We start from the raw sequence: 19296 nt of genomic DNA, 5'->3' as shown, positions 1-19296 counted from the left end.
CGCCCCGGAGGGAGCCATGGCACTCGCATCCGCAACGGTATCGCTGCTTCACCTGCTCGGCGTCGCGCCGCAACAGCTCGAAGGCGGAACGCTGCCGGTGCGCAGCCCCATCGACGGCTCGACGCTGGCCCACATCGCGCCCGACACGCCCGCTGGCGCCGACGCCGCGCTCGACCGTGCCCGCGACGCCTTCGACGCCTGGCGCAGCGTGCCGGCCCCCCATCGCGGCGAACTCGTCCGCCGCTTCGGCAACCTGCTGCGCACGCACAAGACCGCCCTCGGCGAACTCGTGACGATCGAGACCGGCAAGATCCGCGAGGAAGGCCTCGGCGAAGTCCAGGAGATGATCGACATCTGCGACTTCGCCTGCGGCCTGTCGCGGCAATTGCATGGCCTGACGATCGCCAGCGAACGCCCCGGACACCGCATGATGGAGCAATGGCATCCGGCCGGCGTCGTCGGCGTCGTATCGGCCTTCAACTTCCCCGTCGCGGTCTGGGCGTGGAATGCGGCGCTCGCCTGGGTTTGCGGCGACAGCGTCGTCTGGAAACCCTCCGACCGCACACCGCTCACGGCGCTCGCCTGCGCGGCCCTCTTCGAGACCGCGAGCCGGGAACTCGATGACATCCCCGCCGGCCTGCTCGAAGTCCTGATCGGCGATCGCGAACTCGCCACCGTGCTCGCCGACGATTCACGCATCGCCGTGTTGTCCGCGACCGGCTCCTGCGCGATGGGCAAGGCGCTCGCCCCGCGCGTCGCGGCCCGCCTCGGACGCTCGATCCTCGAACTCGGCGGCAACAACGGCGCGATCGTCTGCCCCAGCGCCGATCTGTCGCTCGCGGAACACGCCATCCTCTTTGCCGCCGTCGGCACAGCGGGTCAGCGTTGCACGACGCTGCGCCGCCTGATCGTCCATGAGACGATCGCCGACACGCTCGTCGAACGGCTCAGTACCCTGTGGCGACGTGCGCCAGTCGGCAATCCGCTCACGGACGGCACGCTCGTCGGTCCCCTGATCGATACCGCAGCCGGCGGCGCGATGGACGCCGCGCTTGCCGAAGCCCGTACCGACGGCGGCCGGGTGCACGGCGGCGAGCCGGTGACGATCCCCGAATGCGGCGCCGGCTGTTACCGTCGCCCGGCCCTCGTCGAAATGCCCGCCCAGACCCCGGTCGTGCGACGCGAAACCTTCGCACCGATCCTCTACGTGCTGCGCTACCGCGAGCTCGACGAAGCGATCGCGCTGCATAACGACGTGCCGCAAGGCCTCGCGTCATCGATCTTCACGCGCGACCTGATGGAAGCGGAACGCTTCCTGTCCGCGACGGGCAGCGACTGCGGCATCGCCAACGTCAATATCGGCCCGTCGGGCGCCGAAATCGGAGGTGCCTTCGGCGGGGAAAAGGATACCGGTGGCGGCCGCGAATCCGGCTCGGACGCCTGGAAGGCCTACATGCGCCGCGCGACCTGCACGATCAACTATTCGGGTGAACTGCCGCTCGCGCAGGGCATCCGCTTCGGCCTCGACGAGACCTGAACTGCGCCTTCAACCGGCCGGTGCACCGCCGGACGCGTCGCCACCCGGCTTCGCGCGCGTCACGAGCAGCTGGTCGATCCGGTAATGATCGATGTCCACGACCTCGAACTTGAACTCGCCAAGCGTCACGGTATCGGTGCGCTTGGGCACCTTGCGCAGCGTGTACATCATGAATCCGGCGATCGTCTCGTAGTTTTCGCTCTCCGGGAATTCATCGATGCCCAGCGCATTCAGCACATCCGCCACCGGCGTCACGCCGTCGATCAGCCACGAATCCTCGTCGCGCCTGACGATAAGCTCTTCCGGATTGCCCGCAAGCTCGCCCATCATCGTGCTCATCACGTCCTGCAAGGTCAGCATGCCGACGATCAGCGCGTATTCATTGACGATCAGCGCAAAATCCTCGCCCGCACTACGGAAGCGCTCCAGCGCCTCGAACAGCGTCAGCGACTCCGGGATCACCAGCACGGTGCGCACGACCGGATCCGAGCCGAGCGCCAGCTTCCGGCCCGACAGGATGCGGGCGAAGATGTCCTTCAGGTCGACATATCCGACGACTGAATCGATCGGCCCGTCGCACACCGGAAAGCGGCCGTGCGGCTGATCGGCGAGCTTCGCGCGGATGCTCTCCTCGGGCTCGTCGAGCGTGAAATAGACGATGCTCTCGCGCGAAGTCATCGCCGACGCGACGGTACGCACATCCAGCTCGAACACGTTCGCGATCAGCTGCCGCTCCTGCTTGAGCACGGCGCCGGTCTGCGCCCCCGCATCGGCCATCGCGACGATCTCGTCGGAGGTGATGTCCTCGGGCCGGCGGTCCGGCAGCTTGAACAACCGGAACAGCCAGCTCGCAAGCCCGTCGAAGACCCACACGACCGGCGCCAAGACCACCAGGCAGAACTGGATCGGCTTGACCACTGCGACCGCGATCCGCTCCGGCGCGATCATGCCCAGCCGCTTCGGGATGAGATCCGCGAAAAGCACGAAGAGCGACGTGACCACGGCGAACGACAGCACGAAACTGATCGTCTCCAGCATCTCGCCGCGGTAGACGAGGCCGATCGCCTGCTCCAGCGCCGGCGAAAACGTGGACTCGCCGACGATCCCGCCAAGAATCGCAATCGCGTTCAGCCCGACCTGCACCACGGTGAAGAAATGTCCTGGGTTCTCCTGCAGCTTCAGCACCCGCCCCGCCGCCGCGTTGCCATCCTGCGCCATCATGCGCAGCTTGATCTTGCGCGCGGCCGCGAGCGAAATTTCCGCGATCGAAAAAAAGGCACTCAGTGCAATCAGCAACGCAATGATCAGCAGTTGATCCTTGAAACTCACAAAACGGCTCCCCCTGCCGCCGACAGGACGGGCAGACAAGACAAATAGCGATGCTGCGGCAAATACGCCGACGCGCTGCAGGGCCTCGGCGGGGGTCGATGGCGGAAAGTCAGAACCGCAGTTCGACGCCGAGTCCCATGGACCATTGGCGACTGCGACCGGAATCCGCCTCGCCCCTCGGCCAGAAGTGCCCCAGGCTGACCTGAACGAAGGTCCAGTCCCGGAAGACGGGCTGCTCCCAGGTCAGCCTCACGCCATACTCCTTGATATCGTTCGGGCCGGCCGTCTCGCCTCTGACGAGCCCCTCGAACGATACCGTCCGCATCTCCGACAGGTTCTTGAACAGGCCAAGACTCGAGAACCACTCCGTGCCATCGGAATCCTGGGATATCGTACCGGCATTCTGCCAGCGCAGCGCAAGGGTCGGCGTATAGGCGTGGGTGAAATTCAGGGCCGTCGTCGAACCGACGCCGTCATCCGTGTTCCAGAAGAGCGTCTCGCGGAAATCCAGCGCATCGTGTGCCGTCAGCCCGAAGACCTTGCGATAGCGTGCCTGCACATACGGTTTGTAAGCCTTACGCACGCCCGCGCGCAAGTCGAACAAGTCGAGAAAGCGGTAGCCGACACCGCCGAAAGCCGTCTGCTCGGTTCGCGGCCGCTCGTTGAGGAGCAGTTCCCGACGCGAAAAAGTGTCGGGCTGGTCGGTCACCAGCTCGCGCTCGTTGTCCCGCCCGAAGAACAGATAGCCCTTGTCGTTCAGATTCGGCAGATTGACCTGGGCCTGGAAGCGAACGCTCGTGTCGGGCGAATCGCCCTGGCGAAACAAGGCCTTGAAGCCGATGCTGCCGGACACCCGCCCCCCTTCGCGGAAAGGCTTGTCGCCGAACCAGCTGTCGACCTCGGTCGCGACCCGCTCCGTGAGACCACGCAGGGCTTCACGCCCCCCTACGAGCACGCTGTCACGATCGTCGGATTCCGCCGGCGTCTGCGGCGCCACCGAATCGGCAGCACCCACCCCTCCGGCCCATCCAATGAGGATACACGCCGCCAGCTCTCGCCTCATGGCTATCTCCACCATCGCAGTCGGAACCCGACATGACGCAACTCTAAAGCGCCCGTGCGAAAAACGCCAACGCCACGATGCAGCGATGCGGAATATCGTCACGCCGACCAGCGTGACGCGAACGCGGAGCCGCTCAGGCCGCCTGCGGCCCCATCAGCCGCTTCGGCTCGACGACCACCGTCTCGGCCCCGTCGGTCATCCAGACCTGCCCGTCCTGCACCGTGCATTGCAGCCGCATCGTCCGCTTCGTCAGTGCGGCCAGCGCAGGCGCGATGTCACTGTCGAGATTCCACACGGTCAGATTCCCGAGCCGCGCAACCTTGTCCCGCACCCCGTTCCACCATACATCGGACGCCCGCCCGTAGCTGATCACGACCACCTCGTCGGCTCGCCCGCAGGCCTTCCGGATCCACTTCTCGTCCGGCTGGCCGACGTCGATCCAGCGCTGGATCGCCCCCGTCAGGTCCTTCTGCCACAGGTCGGGCTCGTCGTCCACGCACAGACCCTTGCCGAAGGTCAGCGCCGGATCGGCGTGGAGCCCGAACGCGAGCAGGCGCACCATCATCCGCTCGTCCGTTTCGGACGGGTGGCGCGCGATCGTCAGGTTGTGATCGCCGTAATAACCCCGGTCCATGTCGGCGACAGAGAGATCCGCCTTGTAGATGGTCGCCTTCAACGCCATGAAATATCCTTAATGAATCTGTCCCGACGCCGGCCGGCGCGCCCGCTGCCATGCGAGCACCGCCTGCGTCGCGTGCGCCATCACCCGGTCGCGGCAATCGACGCGCAGCTCCGTGGCGAGTGCGGCAAAAAGCGCCTCATTCATCTCGCGCGCCAGCCCCTCGGCGGCAAGCCCTTCGGCCAGACACTGGATCTGGATGTTGGCGAGCGCATCGGCCACCAGGCGCCAGCCCAGCTCGGGCATCACCTGGATCAGCGCGAACATCATGCCCCCGAGTCGCGTCAGGATCGCCGTCGCCTGCTCGCGCTCTTCGCTCGCGATCATCGCGTGCCACAGCGCGAGGTGGATGCCGCGCCGCAGATCGATCTTGAAATCGATGGCGTTGCCTTCGAGCGCATCGATCGCCGCAAATTGCTGCAGGAAGCGCGCCTCCTGCGACGCATCGAGCGCGGTGCGCAAGGCGCCGATCAACTCGGACAGGGCCGGGATCGCCACCAGATCGAAGGCCTGGCTATACGCCAGCCCCCATTGGTCAAGCCCGGCGACGACCATCGCGAGGCGCAGGGCGCGGGCATCGTCCTCGCCCGCCGCGTCGCTCCATTTTCGCAAGGCCTCCCGCAACGCCTCCAGCCCGCGAACCCGCTCGCCTTCGTCGTCAGAGAAACTCAAGCGGAACACCTGGGCAAACGCATCCTGCGCCATGCGCGCGGCCAGCTTCTGGCCATCGACACCGACCACCGGGGCCAGCGTATCGACGGGAATGGAATTCGAGGGCGATGTACGTGCGTCGTCGGTCATGCTCGGCTTCCGCGGAAAAAAGGATCTATTCTCGCCTCCGGGCGCCGCGCGGGCAAATCCCTCGGTCGTATCCAAATCCTGCGACAATGGCACCATGCCCTTCCCGACCACTCCGATGTCCCCTCTGCCCTTCGAAACGCTCACGCCAGACCTCATCCTCGACGCCCTCGAGTCCTGCGGCCTCGCCCCGGACGGGCGCCTGCTGGCGCTCAACAGCTACGAGAACCGCGTCTACCAGGTCGGCATGGAAGACGGGCCGATGCTGGTCGTGAAGTTCTATCGCCCGGCGCGCTGGAGCGATGAAGCGATCGCTGAGGAACACGCCTTCGTCACCGAGCTCGCCGCCCGGGAAATTCCCGTTGTCCCGCCGATTTCGGTTGGCGGCCACACGCTGCTGCGTCATCAGGACCTGCGTTTCGCAGTCTTTCCGCGCGTCGGCGGACGCGCCCCCGAGCTCTCCGATCCGGCGACGCTCGAATGGATGGGCCGCTTCATCGGTCGCATCCACGCGGTCGGCGCGCTTGAGGCCTACCGGTACCGCCCGGCGCTCGACATCGTCAGCTTCGGCGAAGAACCGCGCGACTGGCTGCTCGCCAACCACTTCATCCCCGACGATCTGCTTGCGGCCTGGCATAGCACCGTCGACCAGGCGCTCGACGGCGTGCACCGCTGTTTCGACCGGGCGGGCTCCTACGCGACGCTGCGCCTGCATGGCGACTGCCACGGCGGCAACGTCCTGTGGAGCGAAGCAGGTCCGGCACCGGGTCCGCAATTCGTCGACTTCGACGACAGCCGGATGGGGCCGGCGGTGCAGGATCTGTGGATGCTGCTGTCGGGTACGCGCGAAGAGATGAGCCGGCAGCTCGGGGACGTTCTCGCGGGCTACGAGGACTTCCACGAGTTCGCCCCGCGCGAACTGCACCTCGTCGAAGCCCTGCGCACACTGCGCCTGATCCACTACTCGGGTTGGATCGCCCGCCGCTGGGAAGACCCGGCCTTCCCGGCCGCGTTCCCGTGGTTCAACACCCAGCGCTACTGGCAGGACCGCATCCTGGAAATGCGCGAGCAGATCGCGCTGATGGACGAACCGCCGCTCTGGTCGATCTGAGCGCGACCCGGCACCGTCAGGCGCGCCCCAGAAAAGACGGCTCGCGGGACGTCGCCGGAACCGGATTGCCCGACCGGAAGCTGTCGAGCAGGCGGCGCAGCGCCCCGGCATCTTCATCCGTGAAGCCGTGCTTGAAATCGGTCAGCACGAGACGTGAGCGCGACAGCCAGTTACCAGGCGCGTCGTCCAAGGCGCACCAGGCCGCGTCCGCCACGTTCGGCACGTGCTGGCCCAGCCACAGCATCGCCTCGCGTTCGCGCAGGCCATGCAGCTCGGCTCCGCGCTTCGGAATGACGTGCGGCGTCACCCCGGCGACGCGCGGACGGATGTCTTCGGCGAAACGGCTGACGAGCTTGGACAGGGAGAACAGCATCCGCCAATCCGACGCGATCACGATGCGCGTTTCCTCGTACTCCCGCAGCACCGCCTCGATTAGCGGCAAACAGCGGAAGTCCTCCACCTCACCCCAAGGGTGGGTGACGCCATCAAAATCCATGAATATATAGGTCGTACCGGTCATCGCTCGCTCGTCGGCAGTAAAGGCGCTTCACCGCCCGTGATGCTAGAATGCTGCATTGCGCAAATTACTGCAAGCAGTCGCCGTGCCAGCATCCCGCCTCCCTCCCTATACCACCCGGGACCGCGGCGACTGACACGGCCTCCCGGAACACAAACCGCTCACGGAGTTGCAATGAAGCCCCTCGTCAACCTCGAAGGCAAGGTCGGCCTGATCACCGGCATCGCCAACGAAAAATCGATTTCCACCGGTGTCGCCGAAGCCTGTGCCGAAGCCGGCGCCACCCTCGTGGTCACCTACCAGAACGACAAGACCCGCGCGTTCATCGAGCCGGTCATCAACCGCCTCGGCATCAAGGACGCCTACCTGCTCGACGTCACCCGCCCGGAAACGCTTGCCGACGTCTACTCCCAGATCGAAAAGAACCACGGCAAGCTGGACTTCGCCGTCCACAGCATGGCCTTCGCCAAGCGCGACGACCTGCACGGCCGCGTCGTCGACACCTCGGCCGACGGCTTCGCGCTGGCGATGGACGTCTCGACGCACTCCTTCGTGCGCCTCGCGAAGATGGTCGAACCGCTGATGGAGAAGGCCGGCGGCGGCGCACTCGTCACGATGACCTACCTCGGCAGCGAAAAGGTCATCCCCAACTACGGCGTGATGGGCCTGTGCAAAGCCGCGCTCGAAGCCGCGACCCGCTACATGGCGTTCGAACTCGGCGGCAAGAACATCCGCGTCAACGCCGTCTCGCCCGGCCCGCTGATGACCCGCGCCGCATCCGGCATCGCCGGCTTCGACGCCCTGATGGCGACGGCTGTCGAGCGCTCGCCGATGCACGCCCTCGTGACACCGGAAGACATCGGCGCGCTGACCGCCTTCCTCGTCTCGGATGCCGGCCGTCTGGTGTCCGGCGGTGTCCACTTCGTGGACGCCGGCTACAACATCATGGCGTAATCCTCGGGAACGCTCCGATCGTGATCGATCTGGCCGCTGCCCGCGCCAAACTGGGGCGCGAATCGGTCCGCCTGCCGGACCCGGTTCCGCCTCATCCCCTACTTGCGGGCAGGGCCGAGATCGGTCGCGGCGAGTACAGCATCGTGCTCGATCACCCGGACCCCGAGCGGGTCTACAAGGTGATCAGCTCCCCGGCAGACCTCTTCCTCTACACTGCCGACGACCGCCCGCAAGGCCCGCATTTCCCGCGCGTCTTCGTCAATCACGGCGTGATCGGCCGGGCCGCATCCGGCTATCCCTTCTACCTGCTCGAAGTCGAGCGCCTCTATCCGCTCGGTGAGAACGGTCCCGCGGCAGCGCTCGCCGCAGCGCTGATCGATTTCTACTGGTCGGCCTGCCAGCAATGGATACAACTCGGCCCCGACATGGGCCGCATCGCGCTGTACCATCTCACCAAGCACCCGCCGGCCATCGATCCCGACCTTCTCGACGCGATCAAGGCCCTGTCCGACTTCGTCGAGGCCTACGAAGTCCTTCCGGACATCCTCAACGCCAACAACCTCATGATGCGCAAGGACGGGACGCTGGTATTCTCCGATCCGGTATTCATCGCCTGATCACCGTCACAACCGACCCTGCGAAGGGGAACGCGCCATGAGCGAATTTCACGACCATCACCCGCCGCACGCCCTGCGCACGGGACTAGGCATTGCGCGTACCGGCGAATTCGACCCGGTCGCCTTCGAACGCGCTGTCAACGACCTCCTCGCCGCCTGTGGCGTATCGCCGGACAGCCCGCACATGGGACGTACCGCGACCCGCGTGCGCGAACTCTGGCAGCGGCGCCTGCTCGGCGGCTACGACATGGATCCGGCCGAAGCGCTGGGCGACGGCTTCGAGGACGACCGCACCGACATGGTCGTCATCCGCGGCATCGCCGTCCACGGCGTCTGCCCGCACCATCTCGTGCCGTTCCGCGGCGTCGCGCATGTCGCCTACCTGCCGGGCGGACGCCTGCATGGCTTCGGCCGCATCGCCCGCCTCGTCGATGTCATCGGCCACCGCTTCACCTACCAGGAATGGATGACGCGCGACATCGCCGACGCATTGGTACGTCACGGCCACGCCCGCGGCGCGGCCTGCATCGTCGAAGCGGAACAGTTGTGCCTGCTCCTCGGCGAGGACAGGCGCGGCGACGAGCGGGTCGTGACGCAGGCCTTCGTCGGCGAATTCGACACCCGGCCGCACCTGCGCAGCGAATTCCTGCACGCCATCGATAGCCGCGGCGTCCGCTGAAACCGGCGACCGCGACGCTCCGCCCTTCCGCTGCCTCAGTGCAGCGATACGACGTTGCTAGCGCGCGGCCCGATGTCCAGCATCACGACCTCCCGGCCGCGCAGCATCACCGAACCCGTCTGCCGGTCGTTGCCGGAATTCGAATACTCGAACTCATAGACACGCTGCAGGCACGCACGCCCTTCATCGTCGCGCGCAAACCGCAAAGAGCGCGTCGCGACCGTGTCGTCGAGCAGTTGCACCCCTTCGCGCCGGCAGGCGGCACGCGCAGCCTGCACGCCGATTTCCCGCATGCGGATGCAGTCGAGCCAGAACCAGCCCGCGAGGCACAGGCCGATCACCGAGAGCAATTCACCGAAAGACATGGGCCGTTTCCCGCAGCGCCGCCATTCACAGGCGGTCGTACTTGTCCGCGCGCCCGGCGGCCTTTTCGACCGGATAGCGCTCCGCATTGATTGCGATCTTACGCCTTGCAGCCTCGGCCAGATCGACATCCAACACATCGGCGAGCCGCACCAGATACAGCAGCACGTCCGCCAGTTCGAGCGAAACTTCCTCCTGCTGCGCAGGCGGCAGGGCCGACGACTCTTCCGCCGTCAGCCATTGGAAATGCTCGATCACCTCGCCCGCCTCGCCCGCCAGCGCCATCGCGAGATTCTTCGGCGTGTGGAAGCGTTCCCACACGCGATCGGCCGCGAACGCCCGCAAGGCATCACGCAACTCGACGAGGGAATCGGAATGCAGATCGCTCATTCGATGTGGTGCTCCAGGTCGAAACCCGCCTCATCGTCGAGCCCGAGCATCTTCACGAGCCAAGGCATCGTCTTCTCGAGGATCTCCGGTAATACCCAGGGCGGATTGACGATATACATGCCGCTGCCGAACATCCCGAACCCATCCCGCCCCGGCTTGCACACTGCGAGGCGCACGTCGAGCCAGCTTTCCGCACCGAGATCCGCGAGCCGCTCCGGCAGGCGCCGCGCCTCGGGGCGAGCGAGCATCGGATACCAGACCGCGTAGGTACCGCCCGGAAAGCGCTTGATCGCGTCCGCAAGGACCTCGGTGACCCGGCGATAGTCTTCCTTGACCTCATACGGCGGATCGATCAGCACCACGGCGCGGCGCGTCGGCGGCGGCAGCAGGCCGCGCAGACCGGCAAAACCGTCGGCCTTGCGGATCGTGACCCGCTCGCCGTCGCGCGCAAAGGTCTGCTCCAGCGTCTCGACGTCGGCCGGATGGAGTTCGAACAGGCGCATGCGGTCCTCCTCACGCAGTTGCGTCATCGCCAGCGCCGGCGAACCGGGATAAAAGGTCAGCCGGCCGTGAGGATTGAATTGGCGCACCGCCTCGACGTAGGGCTTCAGCGCTTCCGGAAGATCGTCCTGCTCCCACAGGCGCATGATCCCCGCCTCGAATTCGGCGTTCTTCGTCGCCTGATCGCTCTCCAGCGCGTAGCACCCGGCTCCAGCATGGGTGTCGATATACCACCACGGCTTGTCCTTGCGATTGAAATAGCGAAGCAACTCGATCAGGACGAAGTGCTTGAGGACATCGGCGTGGTTGCCGGCATGAAACGCGTGGCGATAGCTGAGCATGAATGAGGCAAAATGGATGACGGGGCTATTGCCCCCAGGCGCGGAATCCTACCACTGCCTGCTATGATTGCGGCCCCGTCGGCACGCGCCGCCGGTCAAGAACGAGAGAGAAGAGAGAGAACAGCATGCCCATTTACGCCCTGGGCGATCGCACCCCGCGCTTCGGAGAGGGGTGCTGGGTCGCCGACAACGCCACCGTGATCGGCGACATCGAGGCCGGCGACAACGTCAGCGTCTGGTACAACGTCGTGATCCGCGGCGACAACGACCCGATCACGATAGGCGACAACACCAACATCCAGGACGGCTCGGTCCTCCATAACGACGACGGCGTGCCGCTCAAAATCGGCAGCAACGTCACCGTCGGCCACATGGTCATGCTCCATGGATGCACCGTCGGCGACGGCTCGCTGATCGGCATCAACGCCGTCGTACTGAATCACGCCGTGATCGGCAAGGACTGCATCATCGGCGCCAACGCCCTGATTCCGGAAGGCAAGGTCATCCCGGACCGCTCGCTGGTCGTCGGCTCCCCGGGGCGCATCATCCGTGAATTGACGGACGAGGACATCGCCGGCCTGCGCCAGAACGCCGCCAACTACGTGCAGAATTCGCGCATGTATGCGGCCGAGCTGCGGCACATCAGCCCGCTCCCCTCGCACCACAAAAGCTAAGCTCCGACGCACTCATCCCGCCGCCGCGGCCACCTTCCGAGGCGCCCCGGCGCGCGCGAGCCAGATCACCGCCCCCAGGATCAAGGCGCCGCCCGCCAGCTGATTCGACAGGATCGGCTCGCCGAGAAACAGGGCCGCAAGTGCGAGGGTTACGACGGGCTCCAGCGTCGATAGCGTGGCCGCATCCGCCGCGCCCAGCCTTTGCATGCCGGCGAAAAAGGCCACCATCGCGACGACCGTGGATACGACCGCGATCGCCACGACGGCAAGCCATCCCGCCCCATCCTGGGGCCACGACGGAGTCCCCGCAGCCGTCAGCCCACCGAACACCACTGCTGCTGCGATCATCACGACAGTCGCCGACGCGAGCGGGGACTCCTCGCGCATCACGCGGCTACCGACCAGGATATAGACCGAGTAGATCAGCGCCGCGCCGACGCCGAGCACAATCCCCAGCGGCTCCCCGTTCACACCGCCGCTGATCGTCAGCGCGGTCCCGCCCAGTGCAACCAGCGCCGCCATCACGCGTCCGAGCGTGAGCGGCCGACGCAGGAACAGCGCTCCGAGCAGCATCACGAGAAAGGGATAGAGATAGAGCAAGAGCGCGACGAGGCCCGCCGAAGCGTGATTCAAGGCGGAAAAGAAGCTGAACGACTGGCCGACATAGCCGATGCCGCCCATCCCGGCGAGAATCGCCACGTTGCGAGGCGACGGCCAACGACGCCGTGTCGTCAGCATGATCAGAGTCAGGAGCGCCGCAGCGATCGCGAAACGCAGGAACAGCACGGTCACGACGTCCGCGCCGCTGTCCCGCGCAAAGCGCGCGAATATCGCCATTGCACCGAAGGCACTGGCGGAAATCGCAACGTACAGCGCCCCGCTCAGCCTCTCCCCGCTCCACATGTCATCACCGTCAAAAAACCGCCAACTCTGCACAATGCGTACGCTGCGGTCAATTGCTCCGCATGTGACACCCATTGATATTCGCCGATGCGATGCGCCGTACGGAAGGCGTGCGGCACATTTACAACGCATTACACGCCCCCTATTGCTCCGGGCCATACTGGCGGTAAACTGCGCGCCTTTAATGGTTTTTCCTTAGGGGCCCCGCCAATGAACGACACTCAGCTTCGGCGACTGTTATTCATTCTGTCGCTGTCCCTGCTGCTCCCGGCTCTCACCTTCGCCGCGGCGCCCGACGCCCCTGGCGAACGCCTGCCCACGGTAGAGCTCTCCGCCGATGCCAGCCGGCCCGCGGCCAACGACCAGGCTACGGCGACGATGTATTTCCAGGCCGACGACAAGACGCCCGCCGCCCTCTCCCGCCAGGTCAACTCGGTCATCGCCGCCGCCCTCGAACAGGCGCGCGCCTACCCGACCGTGCGCACCCGTACCACCGCCACGACAACCTCTCCGGTCTACAGCAAGGAAGCCCGCAGGATTGACGGCTGGCGCATGCGCTCCGAATTGCAACTCGAAAGCCGGGATCTGTCCGCACTCACCGAACTGCTCGGCAAGCTGCAAGGCTCGCTGGCGCTGTCCAGCCTCGTGATGCAGCCCGCCCCCGAAACCCGCAAGGCCGCTGCCGACCTCGCGGCAGCCGATGCCCTCCGCGCTTTCCAGGGACGTGCCCAGTCCATTGCCGGCACCCTCGGCAAGACCTACCGCATCCGTCACCTGTCCGTAGCATACGGCAACGCTCCACGTCCGCCCTACCCGGTGATGCGCGCAAACGCTGTCGCGATGGAGGCGGCCGCGGTGCCGGCCGAGGCCGGCGAAAGCGACGTCACCGTGACCGTCAGCGGCACGATCGAACTTCCGGAATGATCCGCAGCATCCTTCCGCCCCCCCAAGGAACCCCTACATGCGCCTGAACGCCCGCTTTGCCGCCCTGTGTGGCCTGATCGCCTCTGCCGGCATGCTCGCCGGCACGGCCTACACCCGCGACGCCACACGCGTCGTCAATTACGCTTGCAAGAACGGCGAACAGTTCAGCGTCGAATACCTCGGCGACCACATCCGCCTGCGAACCGGCGCCGGGATCTTTGCGCTTTCGCATCAGACCGCTGCAGATGGCGAAAAATACTCCGACGGACAGACCGTGTTCTGGGCCCATGGTCAACAAGCGAGCCTCGAACGTCCGGGCCTGCCCGCCAACGGCGACTGCAGCCCGCATAGCCATTCGTTGTAAAGCACCCTCGATTGGTGGACATATCGCAGCCTTATCCCCTATCGTCCGCATATCCGAACCCAGGGGAAGCTGATCCGCCGATGAAGGCAGCAACGCGCCAGGCGGGCCGCAAGGGCCTTCTGTTGATTCTGACGCTGCTGCTCGCCGCATGCAGCAGCGTCCCGACCACCGCTCCGGTCGTCGGGACTCCCGCTCCATCGCTCCCCGAAGAACCGCGCATCGACTATTTCGCCTTCGACGACCCCCTGCACTCGCGAGAAATGGTCATGGTCGCACTGGGCCTGCTCGATACCGGCTACGCCTTTGGCGGCCGCAATCCTGAAGCCGGACTCGACTGCAGCGGCATGGTCAGCTATGTCGTCGAACAGGTCAGCGGCAGGCGATTGCCGCACAACGCGTCGAAGATTGCCGAAATAACGCGCCCCATCCCTGTTTCCTCACTCCAACCCGGCGACCTGGTCTTCTTCAACACCATGAACCGGCGCCACTCCCACATGGGCATCTACCTCGGCGAAGGAAAGTTCGTGCATGCGCCGTCTACGCGTGGCCGCGTGCGCGTGGAACGCCTCGACAGCCCATATTTCGCACCGCGCGTCGACGGCGCCCGAACCCTGCTGGCAACAAGCTAGCGCGGCCGTGAATAGCGCACTATCTTGAAGTGACAGTTCGCGTATCCTCGCAGAAGGGCACCGCTTTGAGTGACCTTGGACAAGAAACCTAAGGAGGAGGAACCGAGATGAATCGAAAGATTCGAGACATTGTGAAAGATCAGGCCATCCTGACCGCGACCGCGGACTTGTCGGTTCGAGAAGCGACTCGCCGTATGGCGGATGCGAAGGTGGGCGCGATCATGATCACCGCGAAAGGTGGCAAGCTGGCGGGCATCTTTACCGAGCGCGACGCGCTCGTGAAGGTGCTGGCGAATGGCGTCGACCCCGACAAGACCACGCTTGCTCAAGTCATGACCTCCGATCCGACCACTGCGAATGCCGACAAGAACCTCGGCTACGCACTGCACATGATGTACGACGGCGGCTTCCGCCACGTTCCGGTCGTCGATAACGGCGTGCCGGTCGGCATGATCTCCGCCCGTGATGCACTCGGGCCTGAAATGGTCGAATTCGAGGCCGAAATCGCGCAGCGGCAATCGATTACCGAACTGCTCTGACCTCGACTTGCCGCTCCGGGAAGCGCATCAGCGCTTCTGCGGGGTGTGCACGAAAACCTCGTTGGGCTTGATCAGCCCGAGTTCGAACCGCGCACGCTCCTCGATCGCTTCGTTGCCGGACTTCAGGTCCCGCACTTCAGCCTCCAGGCCAGCATTCCGCTGCTCGAGCTCTCGATTGGTTTCGCGCTGGGCCTGCACCTGCCGGTCCACGTCCCAGACGCGCAGCCAGCCGCCTTTTCCGACCCACAGCGGGTATTGCAGGGCTGCCACGATCAGCGCGAGGATGAGAAGGGACCAGCGCATACCTGAAGGAAATCCGTTTCAATCGAAACAAGGCCGGCGGAGATCCGCCGGCCTTATCGTTTTGCTGCTTCCGCAACCCGTCAGCCGGGCCGCGGCAATGGTACTTGTTTAGCGCACGCGCAGGTTGTAGAACGCGCGGCGGCCCGGGTAGCTGGCGGTATCGCCCAGATCTTCCTCAATGCGCAGCAGCTGGTTGTACTTCGAGATGCGGTCCGAGCGCGACAGCGAGCCGGTCTTGATCTGCATCGCGTTGAGGCCAACGGCGATGTCCGCGATCGTCGAATCTTCGGTCTCGCCGGAACGGTGCGAGATGACCGACGTGTAACCAGCGCGCTTGGCCATTTCGACGGCGGCGAAGGTTTCCGACAGTGTGCCGATCTGGTTGATCTTGATCAGGATCGAGTTGGCGACACCCTGGTCGATGCCCTGCTCGAGGATCTTGGTGTTGGTGACGAAGAGATCGTCGCCGACGAGCTGGATCTTGCGGCCGAGCTTGTCGGTCAGCGTCTTCCAGCCGGCCCAGTCGTTCTCGGCCATGCCGTCTTCGATCGACACGATCGGGAAGCGGTCGGCTAGCGTCGCGAGGTAGTCGGCAAAGCCTTCGGAAGTCAGCGTCAGGCCTTCGCCGGCGAGCACGTACTTGCCGTCCTTGTAGAACTCGGAGGCGGCGCAGTCCAGAGCCAGCAGCACGTCGCGGCCCGGCTCGTAGCCGGCGGCAGAGATCGCGTCCTGGATCATGTTCAGGGCTTCTTCGGTGCCGCCGACGTTCGGCGCGAAACCGCCTTCGTCGCCGACCGTCGTCGGGTAGCCCTTCTTGTCGGTGAGCTTCTTCAGGTGATGGAAGATCTCGGCGCCGCAACGCAGGGCTTCGCGGAAGCTGGTCACGCCCACGGGCATGATCATGCATTCCTGGATGTCCAGGCTGTTGTTGGCGTGAGCACCGCCGTTGATGACGTTCATCATCGGCACCGGCATCGCCATCGGGCCCGAACCGCCGAAGTAGCGGTACAGGGGCAGGCCGGCTTCTTCAGCGGCGGCCTTGGCAACGGCCATCGACACGGCGAGCATCGCGTTCGCGCCCAGGCGCGACTTGTTCTCGGTGCCGTCGAGTTCGATCAGGGTGCGGTCGATGAACGACTGCTCTTCGGCGTCGAGGCCGATGATCGACTCGGAGATTTCGGTATTGACGTTCTCGACAGCGCGCAGGACGCCCTTGCCCAGGTAACGCGCGGCGTCGCCATCACGCAGTTCGATCGCTTCGCGCGAGCCGGTCGAGGCGCCGGACGGCACCGCGGCCCGGCCCATCACGCCGGATTCGAGCAGAACATCGGCTTCGACGGTCGGATTACCGCGCGAGTCCAGGATTTCACGGGCAATGACATCAACGATTGCACTCATGGGTTCTTCTGTCCTTGTACAGGGGGTCGAAAATATGGTGTTGAAATACGGTGATCTCGAAACGCTTCGCCGATCAGCTGGCCAGTTCCAGCAGACCGTCGCGCTTCACAAGTTGGTCGATGTCCTTCAGGGTCGCGAGCAGCGCCTTCATCTTCGGGAGCGGCCACGCATTGGGTCCGTCCGACAGCGCCTTGGCGGGCTCGGGGTGGGTCTCCATGAAGAGACCCGCGACACCCACGGCCACCGCGGCACGCGCCAGCACCGGCACGAATTCGCGTTGACCGCCGGAAGCGGTGCCCTGCCCACCGGGAAGCTGAACCGAGTGCGTCGCATCGAACACGACCGGACAGCCGGTCTCGCGCATGATCGCTAGACTGCGCATGTCGGACACGAGGTTGTTGTAGCCGAAGGAGGCGCCGCGCTCGCACACCATGATGGTGTCGGCGCCGCCGTTCGCTTCGCGCGCCTTGTCGACGACGTTCTTCATGTCGCCGGGCGCGAGGAACTGGCCCTTCTTGATGTTCACCGGCTTGCCGCTCGCGGCGACCGCATGAATGAAATCGGTCTGGCGGCAAAGGAAGGCCGGGGTCTGCAGCACGTCGACGACCGCGGCGACAGCAGGAATTTCATCGATCGAATGCACGTCGGTCAGCACCGGCACGCCGAGCTGCTTGCGCACCTCGGCGAGGATGTCGAGGCCCTTCTCCATCCCCATGCCGCGATACGACTTGCCCGAGCTGCGATTGGCCTTGTCGTAGGACGACTTGTAGATGAAGGGAATGCCGAGCTCGGCGCAGATTTCCTTCAGCGCGCCGGCGGTTTCGAAGGCCATCTCGCGCGACTCGATGACGCAGGGTCCGGCGATCAGGAAAAACGGCTTGTCGAGGCCGACGTCAAATCCGCAGAGTTTCATCGTATTTTCCTCACTGCCCCGCTCAAACGCCCTTGCGCCCGAGCGCCGCCTTCACATAGGCGGTGAAGAGCGGATGGCCCTTGCGCGGGTTGGACGTAAACTCGGGGTGGAACTGGCAGCCGACGAACCAGGGGTGCACGTCGGCGGGCAGTTCGATCATTTCGCACAGGTCGGTGCCGGGGGCACGTCCGGAGACGCGCAGGCCCTTCTCTTCGAGTTGCGCGAGCAGCGTGTTGTTCACTTCATAGCGATGGCGGTGCCGTTCGACGATCTGCGGCGCACCGTAAATGTCGCGCGCCAGCGAACCTTCGACGAGGTGGCAAACCTGCGCACCGAGACGCATCGTGCCGCCGAGATCGGAGTCCTCGCTGCGCTTCTCGACCTTGCCGCTGCGGTCCTGCCACTCGGTGATCAGGCCGATGACGGGGTAGGCGGTTTCACGCTCGAATTCGGTCGAGTGCGCACCGGCCATGCCGGCGACGTCCCGCGCGAACTCGACCACGGCAAGCTGCATGCCGAGGCAGATGCCGAGGTAAGGCACCTTGTTTTCGCGGGCGTAGCGGATCGCGGCGATCTTGCCCTCGGTTCCGCGCTTGCCGAAGCCGCCCGGCACAAGGATGGCGTCCATCTTCTCGAGCGCCTTGCAACCGTCGCGCTCGATGTCCTCCGAGTCGAGGTAGTGGATGTTGACCTTGCACTCGGTGTGCATCGCCGCGTGCGACAGCGCCTCGATCAGGGACTTGTAGGATTCGGTCAGGTCGACGTACTTGCCGACGAAAGCGACGTCCACCGTGTGCTTCGGGTTTTCGAGCGAGCGAACGAGCTTTTCCCATACGGTCAGGTCGGCCGCACGAGCGAGAATGTTCAGCTTGTGGCAGACGATTTCGTCGAGCATCTGGTCGTGCAACTGGCCGGGAATCTTGTAGATCGACGAGGCGTCGAGGCACTCGATGACCGCTTCCGGCATCACGTTGCAGAACAGCGCGATCTTGCGGCGCTCGTCTGCGGGAATGTTGCGGTCGGCGCGGCACAGCAGGATGTCGGGCTGAATGCCGATCTCGCGCAGTTCCTTGACCGAGTGCTGCGTCGGCTTGGTCTTGAGTTCGCCGGCGGTCGGAATGTAAGGCAGGAGCGTCAGGTGGATGAAACACGTGCCGTTGCGGCCTTCCTCGAACCCCATCTGGCGGATCGCTTCGAGGAAGGGCAACGATTCGATGTCGCCTACCGTGCCGCCGACCTCGATGATCGCGACGTCCGCGCCTTCGGCGCCGCGCTTGACATAGCGCTTGATTTCGTCGGTGATGTGCGGGATCACCTGCACGGTCTTGCCGAGGTATTCGCCGCGGCGTTCCTTCTTGATCACCGACTCGTAGATCTGGCCGGTGGTGAAGTTGTTGCGCTTGCCCATGCGCGCACTGGTGAAGCGCTCATAGTGGCCAAGGTCGAGGTCGGTTTCCGCACCGTCTTCGGTCACGAAGACTTCGCCGTGCTGGAACGGGCTCATCGTACCCGGATCGACGTTGATGTACGGATCCAGCTTGAGGTGGGTAACCTTGATGCCGCGGGATTCGAGAATGGCCCCCAGGGAGGCCGCTGCGATGCCTTTGCCCAAAGAGGACACGACACCGCCGGTAACGAAGACGTATTTGGTCATGGGAAAGCTGCTGCGGGAAAGCGCGATGATAACCGAAACTACCCCCCATCCGGAAGCGATGCACTACCGTGATGCACGAATGCGCGCCGCCTGGGGAGCCGGGCCACGGGGGCCAA

23 protein-coding genes are annotated in these 19296 nt (G+C 65.1%); 10 read left to right on the top strand and 13 right to left on the bottom strand.

The window, feature by feature from the left end; translation table 11 throughout:
• Positions 1–16: 16 nt before the first annotated feature.
• Positions 17–1537 carry an aldehyde dehydrogenase family protein gene (locus tag AZKH_RS10235; RefSeq protein ID WP_015435696.1) on the top strand — a complete coding sequence of 507 codons (1521 nt, stop codon included), beginning with the start codon at positions 17–19 and terminating at the stop codon, positions 1535–1537.
• A 9-nt stretch (positions 1538–1546) separates the two neighbouring features.
• On the opposite strand, the gene AZKH_RS10230 is transcribed toward AZKH_RS10235, so the two are convergent.
• The 4 genes from AZKH_RS10230 to AZKH_RS10215 form a co-directional block, all read right to left on the bottom strand.
• On the bottom strand, positions 1547–2866 hold the full coding sequence (locus AZKH_RS10230) for a hemolysin family protein (RefSeq protein ID WP_015435695.1): 1320 nt from the start codon (positions 2864–2866) through the stop codon (positions 1547–1549).
• A 109-nt stretch (positions 2867–2975) separates the two neighbouring features.
• Complete coding sequence (locus AZKH_RS10225; RefSeq protein ID WP_015435694.1) at positions 2976–3929, bottom strand: hypothetical protein; 954 nt, start codon at positions 3927–3929, stop codon at positions 2976–2978.
• A 133-nt stretch (positions 3930–4062) separates the two neighbouring features.
• Entirely contained in the window at positions 4063–4611 is a 549-nt protein-coding gene (locus AZKH_RS10220) for a YaeQ family protein (protein ID WP_015435693.1), read from the bottom strand.
• 9 nt (positions 4612–4620) lie between these two features.
• Positions 4621–5409, bottom strand: coding sequence for a hypothetical protein (locus AZKH_RS10215; RefSeq protein ID WP_015435692.1), 789 nt, complete (start codon positions 5407–5409; stop codon positions 4621–4623).
• A gap of 115 nt (positions 5410–5524) precedes the next feature.
• Here AZKH_RS10215 and AZKH_RS10210 point away from each other — a divergent pair, with 115 nt between their 5' ends.
• Entirely contained in the window at positions 5525–6517 is a 993-nt protein-coding gene (locus AZKH_RS10210; protein ID WP_041657171.1) for a serine/threonine protein kinase, read from the top strand.
• A 16-nt stretch (positions 6518–6533) separates the two neighbouring features.
• Here AZKH_RS10210 and AZKH_RS10205 read toward each other — a convergent pair whose 3' ends face one another.
• On the bottom strand, positions 6534–7037 hold the full coding sequence (locus AZKH_RS10205) for an HAD domain-containing protein (RefSeq protein ID WP_015435690.1): 504 nt from the start codon (positions 7035–7037) through the stop codon (positions 6534–6536).
• Between the two features lie 171 nt (positions 7038–7208).
• On the opposite strand from AZKH_RS10205, the gene fabI reads away from it, so the two are divergent.
• Genes fabI through folE form a run of 3 tightly spaced genes read left to right on the top strand, consistent with a single transcriptional unit; the run spans position 7209 to position 9284 of the window.
• Positions 7209–7988, top strand: a complete 780-nt coding sequence (fabI, locus tag AZKH_RS10200; protein WP_015435689.1) for an enoyl-ACP reductase FabI — start codon at positions 7209–7211, stop codon at positions 7986–7988.
• A 20-nt stretch (positions 7989–8008) separates the two neighbouring features.
• On the top strand, positions 8009–8605 hold the full coding sequence (locus tag AZKH_RS10195) for a hypothetical protein (RefSeq protein ID WP_015435688.1): 597 nt from the start codon (positions 8009–8011) through the stop codon (positions 8603–8605).
• Positions 8606–8642: 37 nt separating this feature from the next.
• Positions 8643–9284 carry a GTP cyclohydrolase I FolE gene (folE, locus tag AZKH_RS10190; RefSeq protein WP_015435687.1) on the top strand — a complete coding sequence of 214 codons (642 nt, stop codon included), beginning with the start codon at positions 8643–8645 and terminating at the stop codon, positions 9282–9284.
• Positions 9285–9319: 35 nt separating this feature from the next.
• Here the strand turns inward: folE and AZKH_RS10185 are convergent, their stop codons facing one another.
• From AZKH_RS10185 to AZKH_RS10175, 3 genes are read right to left on the bottom strand one after another with little or no spacing between them, the layout of a single operon-like run.
• Complete coding sequence (locus AZKH_RS10185; RefSeq protein ID WP_015435686.1) at positions 9320–9649, bottom strand: DUF3301 domain-containing protein; 330 nt, start codon at positions 9647–9649, stop codon at positions 9320–9322.
• Positions 9650–9674: 25 nt separating this feature from the next.
• The gene (locus AZKH_RS10180; protein WP_015435685.1) at positions 9675–10037 is read right to left on the bottom strand and encodes a nucleotide pyrophosphohydrolase; all 363 of its coding nucleotides are present in this window, start codon (positions 10035–10037) and stop codon (positions 9675–9677) included.
• Positions 10034–10879 carry a 23S rRNA (adenine(2030)-N(6))-methyltransferase RlmJ gene (locus AZKH_RS10175; RefSeq protein WP_015435684.1) on the bottom strand — a complete coding sequence of 282 codons (846 nt, stop codon included), beginning with the start codon at positions 10877–10879 and terminating at the stop codon, positions 10034–10036. The genes AZKH_RS10180 and AZKH_RS10175 overlap by 4 nt, the downstream gene beginning before the upstream one ends.
• A 125-nt stretch (positions 10880–11004) precedes the next feature.
• Between AZKH_RS10175 and AZKH_RS10170 the strand changes: the two genes are divergently transcribed.
• A complete protein-coding gene (locus AZKH_RS10170) occupies positions 11005–11553 on the top strand; it encodes a gamma carbonic anhydrase family protein (protein ID WP_015435683.1) in 549 nt (182 codons plus the stop codon).
• Positions 11554–11565: 12 nt separating this feature from the next.
• Here the strand turns inward: AZKH_RS10170 and AZKH_RS10165 are convergent, their stop codons facing one another.
• A complete protein-coding gene (locus tag AZKH_RS10165; RefSeq protein WP_015435682.1) occupies positions 11566–12456 on the bottom strand; it encodes a DMT family transporter in 891 nt (296 codons plus the stop codon).
• A gap of 210 nt (positions 12457–12666) precedes the next feature.
• Here AZKH_RS10165 and AZKH_RS10160 point away from each other — a divergent pair, with 210 nt between their 5' ends.
• From AZKH_RS10160 to AZKH_RS10145, 4 genes are all read left to right on the top strand, one after another.
• On the top strand, positions 12667–13380 hold the full coding sequence (locus AZKH_RS10160) for an SIMPL domain-containing protein (protein WP_015435681.1): 714 nt from the start codon (positions 12667–12669) through the stop codon (positions 13378–13380).
• 37 nt (positions 13381–13417) lie between these two features.
• Entirely contained in the window at positions 13418–13744 is a 327-nt protein-coding gene (locus AZKH_RS10155; protein ID WP_015435680.1) for an MliC family protein, read from the top strand.
• A gap of 80 nt (positions 13745–13824) precedes the next feature.
• Positions 13825–14373, top strand: coding sequence for a C40 family peptidase (locus AZKH_RS10150; RefSeq protein ID WP_015435679.1), 549 nt, complete (start codon positions 13825–13827; stop codon positions 14371–14373).
• Between the two features lie 107 nt (positions 14374–14480).
• Positions 14481–14912, top strand: a complete 432-nt coding sequence (locus AZKH_RS10145; RefSeq protein ID WP_015435678.1) for a cyclic nucleotide-binding/CBS domain-containing protein — start codon at positions 14481–14483, stop codon at positions 14910–14912.
• A 27-nt stretch (positions 14913–14939) separates the two neighbouring features.
• Here the strand turns inward: AZKH_RS10145 and ftsB are convergent, their stop codons facing one another.
• The 4 genes from ftsB to AZKH_RS10125 all read right to left on the bottom strand — a co-directional run bounded on the left by ftsB (position 14940) and on the right by AZKH_RS10125 (position 19180).
• Positions 14940–15215, bottom strand: coding sequence for a cell division protein FtsB (gene ftsB / locus AZKH_RS10140; protein WP_015435677.1), 276 nt, complete (start codon positions 15213–15215; stop codon positions 14940–14942).
• Positions 15216–15323: 108 nt separating this feature from the next.
• Positions 15324–16613, bottom strand: coding sequence for a phosphopyruvate hydratase (gene eno / locus AZKH_RS10135; protein ID WP_015435676.1), 1290 nt, complete (start codon positions 16611–16613; stop codon positions 15324–15326).
• 73 nt (positions 16614–16686) lie between these two features.
• The gene (gene kdsA / locus AZKH_RS10130; protein WP_015435675.1) at positions 16687–17526 is read right to left on the bottom strand and encodes a 3-deoxy-8-phosphooctulonate synthase; all 840 of its coding nucleotides are present in this window, start codon (positions 17524–17526) and stop codon (positions 16687–16689) included.
• Positions 17527–17548: 22 nt separating this feature from the next.
• On the bottom strand, positions 17549–19180 hold the full coding sequence (locus AZKH_RS10125; RefSeq protein ID WP_015435674.1) for a CTP synthase: 1632 nt from the start codon (positions 19178–19180) through the stop codon (positions 17549–17551).
• Positions 19181–19296 lie beyond the last annotated feature (116 nt).

Origin of the sequence: Azoarcus sp. KH32C (assembly GCF_000349945.1) — a bacterium.
GTDB lineage: Bacteria > Pseudomonadota > Gammaproteobacteria > Burkholderiales > Rhodocyclaceae > Aromatoleum.
This window is presented reverse-complemented; position numbering and strand designations above follow the sequence as displayed.